This window comes from Mucilaginibacter sp. (genome assembly GCF_036383575.1).
GTDB lineage: Bacteria > Bacteroidota > Bacteroidia > Sphingobacteriales > Sphingobacteriaceae > Mucilaginibacter.
Genome location: NZ_DASVOB010000083.1, coordinates 1 through 7,294, shown reverse-complemented (window position 1 = coordinate 7,294; position 7,294 = coordinate 1). Strand labels below are relative to the sequence as shown.

General features: G+C 42.7%; 6 protein-coding genes and 1 pseudogene. 2 read left to right on the top strand and 5 right to left on the bottom strand.

The genetic code is table 11. The features are described from left to right. From VF500_RS03110 to VF500_RS03100, 3 genes are all read right to left on the bottom strand, one after another. The coding region (locus tag VF500_RS03110) for an MFS transporter (RefSeq protein WP_330858272.1) at positions 1-499 on the bottom strand (499 nt) is incomplete at its 3' end. A 49-nt stretch (positions 500-548) separates the two neighbouring features. Further along, positions 549-1,067, bottom strand: a complete 519-nt coding sequence (locus tag VF500_RS03105; protein ID WP_330858271.1) for a 3'-5' exoribonuclease domain-containing protein — start codon at positions 1,065-1,067, stop codon at positions 549-551. 74 nt (positions 1,068-1,141) lie between these two features. Further along, complete coding sequence (locus tag VF500_RS03100) at positions 1,142-2,407, bottom strand: TCR/Tet family MFS transporter (protein WP_330858270.1); 1,266 nt, start codon at positions 2,405-2,407, stop codon at positions 1,142-1,144. A 95-nt stretch (positions 2,408-2,502) separates the two neighbouring features. Here VF500_RS03100 and VF500_RS03095 point away from each other — a divergent pair, with 95 nt between their 5' ends. Beyond that, positions 2,503-4,455: a TlpA disulfide reductase family protein gene (locus VF500_RS03095; protein WP_330858269.1), complete on the top strand. Its 1,953-nt coding sequence runs from the start codon at positions 2,503-2,505 to the stop codon at positions 4,453-4,455. Between the two features lie 74 nt (positions 4,456-4,529). Here the strand turns inward: VF500_RS03095 and VF500_RS03090 are convergent, their stop codons facing one another. After that, positions 4,530-5,237, bottom strand: a complete 708-nt coding sequence (locus tag VF500_RS03090; RefSeq protein ID WP_091219526.1) for a TIGR00730 family Rossman fold protein — start codon at positions 5,235-5,237, stop codon at positions 4,530-4,532. 160 nt (positions 5,238-5,397) lie between these two features. Further along, positions 5,398-6,891, bottom strand: a complete 1,494-nt coding sequence (locus tag VF500_RS03085; protein ID WP_330858268.1) for a sodium:solute symporter — start codon at positions 6,889-6,891, stop codon at positions 5,398-5,400. Between the two features lie 230 nt (positions 6,892-7,121). Between VF500_RS03085 and VF500_RS03080 the strand changes: the two are divergent. Further along, positions 7,122-7,294: pseudogene (locus tag VF500_RS03080) on the top strand (recombination protein RecR); the annotation flags it as partial.

Below are 7,294 nucleotides of genomic sequence, written 5' to 3'. Positions count from 1 at the left end.
CATTTAATGCGCCTAAAAAGCTTCCGGTGCCTATGCCAATAATAAATCCAAGCCCGGATGCCGCCCCAACCAAACCGAAGTTTGCCGCCCTGTTTTTACCTGTGCTGATATCGGCAATGTAAGCGGTTGCAGTAGTGTTACTGGCCCCGGCAAAGCCTGCTATAGCCCGGCCAATGAACAGCCATGCCACGCTGGGGGCAAAAGCCATAAAGATATAATCGATACCAAAACCAATAAGGGAACCCAGCAATACCGGCCGGCGGCCATACCTATCGCTCAGATTGCCGAGCAGCGATGAAAACAGGAACTGCATGGAGGCATAGGTGAACGTTAAGTAGCCATTGTATTGGGCGGCGGTACTTACATCCATATTGCCAAGTTTTTCGAGCAATGATGGCATTACCGGTATAATGATGCCTAAGCCAAGCACATCAATAAAAAGCGTTACGAAAATAAACCCTAAGGCGGCGGTATGTTTTTTTTTAGGTTTGGCGCTCATTAATAATGATAAAGGTTTAAGCGGGTTAAAAGTTTTATTATTGGCTGTTTTACAGCTTTATCTTTAACCCATATTCGTGTTTGAGGGTAAGCAGTGCTTCTGCATTGCCTTTGGCATCATCAACCGGGTGGTGTGTATGTGACGTTTGGCGCAGGTGTTTAAAATTCTGAAACATATCTTTCACCATGCCTTTGTACAGACTGCCCAGGTTTTGCGAGCTGAAACCGAAAGGGTTGTCGCCTGTAAAATGATGAAAGTACCAGCAAACGAACATCCAGTCGAAGCCGTTGTTATCGCTGATGAAATGAGGTTTATCGCGGCAAACGCGTTTTAACCAGGCCGCAAAATCATTCATCACCTTTGCAGGATCATCAAAATTTAAGGTTTCCTCGCGCGTATGCCCGGATACTGCCAGTGCTTCGGGAATGTAGTTTTCAGAAATGGGCTTTAACTGCCCGTAAAAGGTTTCTTTGAGACCGTCTTGTACCAGCACCGCCCCAAATGAGATCATAGAATAGTCGCCCGGAATTGGGCCGTCACTTTCTATGTCTACCATAATGTAAGCCATTGTATTAATTATTATAATTTGTATTTGCTTTAAATAAGCACGTTAATTATCTATAATATACAAAAAATAAATGATCAATGCAAGGTAGCGATAGCATCAACATCCTTTGCCGACGTTTTCTTCACGTTTTTGAAATTACGGATAGCCAGTAAGGCGCTTATCAGCATCAGTATCGCCCCTAAAATAAATGGCGCCCCCGGTAAAAAGAAAGGCCTTTTATCGTTAGTGAAATAATAGAATAGCGTGGTCATTACCCATGGGCCAAAAATAGCGCTCAGGCTCATTAAACTGGTGAGGCCTCCTTGTAATTCGCCTTGTTCATTGGCGGGTACCTGGTTGGTCATGATACCCTGTAGTGCCGGCCCCGCAATACCGCCCAGGGCGTAAGGTACCATAAATGCAAACATCATCCAGCCTTGTGTTGCTAAGGTAAACAAGATGAGACCAACGCTGTACAACAGCAGGCCAACCCAGATGCAGCGCTCCATACCCAGTTTAGGTAATATGATACGCATCAGGCCGCCTTGCACAAGGGCTATCATTAGCCCTATAAAGGCAAGAGAGTAGCCAACGGTATCCTCGCCCCATTTAAATTTTTCGAAAGTGAAATAAGTCCAAACGTTTTGTACGGCCTGCCCGGCAAAATACACCAGGAACAGCGACAGGGCTAAACCCATTACCGATGGATATTTTTTTAATTGCAGCAATGAACCCAGCGGATTTGCCCTTTTCAAATCGAAAGGACGGCGATGGGCATCATCAAGCGATTCGGGCAGGATGAAGAAGCCGTAAATGGCGTTCAGAAAGGCTAACCCTGCGGCAGCAAAAAATGGATATTGAACATCCATTTTACCCAATACACCACCAATTGCCGGACCTATAATAAAACCAAGACCGAAGGCAACGCCTATCATCCCAAAGTTTTGGGCTCGCTTTTCGGGAGTACTTACGTCGGCAATATAGGCCGATGCTGTAGTAAAGCTTGCACCGGTGATGCCGGCAATAGCCCGTCCTAAAAACAGCCAGCCTATGGATGGCGCAAAAGCAAGGAACAGGTAATCCACTCCAAAACCTAACAGCGAGCAAAGTAAAACCGGGCGGCGGCCATATTTATCGCTCAGGTTACCTATTAATGGCGAAAACAGGAATTGCATTACCGAATAAGCCAGCGTTAAAAAACCTGCATAAAGCGAAGCCTCGCTCAGGCCGGCGTGGATCAATTTTTCAATTAGTTTGGGCAGCACAGGTATAATGATCCCTAAACCTACCACATCAATCAGTAAAGTAATAAATATAAAGCCTAAAGCCTTCTGCGGTTTATTCTTGGCGGAATTATCCATGCTGCAAAATAAATCATTAAGGTTAATTATTGTTAAAATAATTGTATTTAAAATAATTACTCTCTAATTTCAACTATACAATTAGTTAAACCTATATGAAACCACACAAATCAATCCTGCTATTGCCGGCTTTGCTGGCCATGCAATGTGCTTTTGCTCAAAGTACGCACCTTGCTCTTTCAAACAATTACCCCGAAGCATCCGAAAAAATCAGGATCAAATATGATCCTACCGGTACGTCTATAGCCGGGAAAAAGGATATTGGCGCAATTGTATATTACTTTAATGATAAAAATATACCACCTGCTGCGGATGTTGACCTTAAAGCGCAGGGCAAACTGTTAACCGGCGATTTTGAGATCCCTGCCAATACCCAGGCTTTTTTTGTGAAGCTATACAGTGGTGACAGTGTTGATAACAATAATGGTAAGGGGTATTTATACATGATCTATAAAAACAAAAAGCCCATAGCGGGCGCTTACGAAGCTAAAGGCATCATACTCTGGACTTCGATAGGGAATTATTACGCCCAAATTAAAACAGACGAAGATGCGGGTCTTGCCTTGTATAAAAAAGGAATGGAATTGTACCCTAACAGGGAGCGTAACATGGTGGGCTATTACGCTGTGCTAAATACTAAAAAAGACGCCGTATCGGTGAAGTTTATGCGTAATAAACTGGCAGAGCTTTTAAGCAGCAGTAATGAAAAAGACCTAACTACGGCCAGAAGTATCTATAGCTGGCAGGGAAATAAAACAGCTGTTGACTCGGTGAATAATATAATTTTTAAAAGGTTCCCGAACGGTGAAGGGATGAGGCGAAGCCTCTATTTTACTGCAAAGACAGAGAAGAATCTTACAAAAAAAGATTCATTATATCAGGTATACAACAGCAAATTCCCTAACCCGGATGAAGATGAGAACCACTGGGGGGATGCTTTGAGGAAACAAATGGCCTTAGCCTATTTAGCGGCGGGTAATCACACTGCTTTTGATAAATACGTTGGACTTGTTAAGGATAAAGCCGGGCTGGCGGCAGGCTACAACAGCATTGCCTGGAACTATGCTAAAAGGGATACCAACTTAAACGAAGCGGAGCTTTTATCAAAAAAGAGCCTGGATCTGACGGCTGAAGTTATAAATAATCCTAAACCGCGTGAATTTGCAACGGTTAAGGAGACAGTGAATACTGCAAAAAGCGGTTATGATATGTATGCCGATACTTATGCTTTTATTTTATATAAACAGAAGAAATACGAGGAAGCCTTGAATGTTCAGCAACCAGTATATGATCATCATACGGGCGACTATGCTGAAATTAACGAACATTATGTACTTATTTTAAACGCGCTGGGTAAATATTCGCAATCAAAAACAGTTATTGAACGTGCTGTAAAAGCAGGTAAAGGCTCGCCGATACTCATTAATGAACTGAAAAAAGCATACGTAGGTGTAAAGGGGGACGATAAAAATTATGATAAATACTTAGCTATATTAAATGAAATTTCGATGGCTGCCAAGCGGGCTGATATGCTTAAAAATATGAGCAGCAAACCTGCTTTGCTCTTCGCGCTAAAAGATTTCGATGGCAATACAGTTTCATTAGCCAGCCTTAAAGGTAAAGTTGTGATTGTTGATTTTTGGGCAACCTGGTGCGGCCCATGTAAGGCATCATTCCCGGGGATGCAACTGGCCGTTGATAAATACAAAGATGATCCCGATGTGAAGTTTTTATTTATTGACACCTGGGAAAACGGCGATAATTATGCAGATGCTGTAAAGAAATTCATAGCTGATAATAAGTATACTTTTAAAGTGTTGTTTGACGATAAAATAGAAGGAGGGCGCCAGGCAAAGGTGGTATCGCAGTTTGGAGTAACAGGGATCCCAACAAAGTTTGTAATTGATAAGGATGGCTTCATCCGGTTCACGAAAGTGGGGAGCGGAGAGACCAATCAAATATTGGATGAAGTAAGTACTATGATTGAACTTGCAAAAGAACCGGTTACCGCCGAAGCTGCTGTCGCTCCAAAACAAAGCATGAAATAGCCGATCACAAACCTAAAACTATATCAATAAAAAATGCCGCCCTGATGGAGCGGCATTTTTTATTTGTGTACTTGTTAAAAGTTTGGCTTTAACACGTATTTGTTGTAGAAACGGGTGATGTGCTCAACCGCTTCTTCGGCCGTGTCAACTACACGGTACAGGTTAAGGTCGTCGGGGTTGATGTTGTGCTGTTCGTTCAGCATTTTTTCTTCAACCCAGTTAAACAGGCCCTTCCAGTATTCAACCCCAACAAAAATGATGGGGAAGCGGGCAATTTTACCGGTTTGGATGAGCGTGATAGCCTCAAATGATTCATCCATGGTGCCAAAACCACCCGGCAAAATAATAAAGCCTTGCGAGTACTTCATAAACATAACCTTGCGGATAAAGAAGTAATCGAACTCCATGATCTTATCCCTGTCGATATATTTATTGTGGAACTGCTCAAAAGGTAGCTCGATGTTAAGGCCTACTGATTTACCGCCGTTTTCGTAAGCGCCTTTGTTGGCTGCTTCCATAATACCGGGACCGCCGCCTGATATTACGCCATAACCATGCTCGGTAAGCAGGCGGGCGGTATCTACCGCCAATTGGTAGTATTTGTTATCGGTATGCGTACGCGCCGATCCGAAGATGGACACGCATGGGCCAATTTTAGCCAGCTTTTCAAAGCCGTCAACAAATTCGGCCATTATTTTAAAGATCTGCCAGGAGTCGGTAACCTTAATTTCCTGCCAGTTTTTATTCTCGAACGCTTGTCTTATTTTATCTTCTCCGGTCATAGCCTTTTATTAGTCCGGAAGTCGGGGAAGTCCGAAAGTCGGAAGTGTGTTTTCAGTCCGAAAGTCGGAACGTCCGAAAGTCCGGAAGTTTTATCTTATATTAATTAATGCAAAGTACAAAGAAAATTGATTCCGGTTTATTAGTCATTTAACTTTTTAATCATCCTATCTTCGGACTTTCCGACTGACGGGCTTCGGACTTCCTCGAAGAGGATACCCACAACCCGATAAATGTAATTAATCCATTTACAATGATGAGTTCGTTACCAAAAACATATCCGCCTAAAATTGATTTTGATTCGGCATTTAATAAATAACATATAGCAGGAGAGAGTACACAAATGAAAGGCACCAACTTATCCATTACCTGCCTGTTGCTTACAAACAAACCAAACGAGTAAAGCCCAAGTAACGGGCCATAAGTGTAAGATGCCACGCTGAATATGGCACTTACCACCGCCTCGTTATTAATGGCGTTGAATATGATGATGGTTAAAAACATCAGCCCCGAAAAGGCTATGTGTACCCAGTGCCTTACAGCTACCATCTTTTTGCTATTTACATCACTACGTTTGTTAAAGTTTAAAAAGTCCACACAAAATGAAGTGGTTAGCGCAGTAAGGGCCGAATCGGTAGTGGCAAAAGTGGCTGCCGTTAAGCCCAGCATAAATATCATGGCCGGAACAAGCCCCAGATATTGCAGAGCAATGGTAGGGTACAGGTAATCCGTTTTAGTAACGTTGATGCCGTTTTTAGCAGCGTACATGTAAAGCAAGGCACCTACACTTAGGAAAAAGATGTTGATGATCACGAAAACGCCAACAAAGCTGAACATATTTTTTTGCGCCTCTTTGATGTTTTTAAGGCTGAGGTTTTTCTGCATCAGGTCCTGGTCAAGCCCGGTCATGCCTATGGTGATGAACATGGCACCTAAAAACTGTTTACCCAAATGCAGCTTACTGCTCATGAAATCGTTAAAGAAAAATATTTTGGAGTAACTGCTGTTTTTGATGGTTTCGGCGGCCTCAAAAATGTTCATATGCAGGCTCTGGCAAATGAAGTATATCGACAGAAAAACGGACAACACCAGGAAAAACGTTTGCAGGCTATCGGTAATGATGATGGTTTTTAATCCTCCTTTAAAAGTGTACGACCAGATAAGCGCCAAACAAATAAGCACTGTAACGGCAAAAGGGATGTGGTAACTATCAAAAATGAATTTCTGCAATACGATAACCACTAAATATAGCCTGAATGCCGAGCCGATAACCCGGCTTACCAAAAAGATGGCTGCCGCAGTTTTATAGCTCCAAACACCTAAAGCACCTTCAATATAACTATAAATGGATGTGAGTTTAAGCCGGTAGTATAATGGGAGTAATACGGTGGCTATAATAATAAACCCTGCCGCATTGCCTAATACAAACTGAAAATAAGCAAACTGATCGGTACCAACTTTGCCCGGTACAGAGATAAAAGTAACCCCGCTTAGTGCGGTTCCTATCATCCCGAAGGCAACCAGGTACCATTTAGAGTTTCGGTTGGCTACGAAGAAAGTATCATTATCCGACGATTTTTTTGATGTAAGCCAGGAGATGATAAGTAATACCAGAAAGTAACCGATAATGAATGATAATAATACTCCGGGCGACATAGGCGTGTGTTATGTTTTTCTAAAGTCGGAATCTTTTTTCAAAAAAGGTAATTATTGTTAGATGGGATTGTTGTTCCCTGTATAAAACGATGTCATTGCGAGCGATAGCGTGGCAACCGCACGGAAGCATACCCGCCCTGTATAGCATGCGATTGCCACGCTGCGCTCGCAATGACATGTGGGATAGATGCAGAGAGTACAATCACATAAAAAATATTTACCTTCGCACAATGAATTTTTCGTCCAAATTGCTGGAAAATGCTGTAGCCGAATTTGCCAAATTACCAGGTGTTGGCCAAAAAACTGCCCTGCGTTTGGTGCTGCATTTACTTAACCAGGATAAGCAGGATGTTGAACGATTCAGTACCGCGGTAACCAAGCTTCGTAACGAAATACAGTTCTG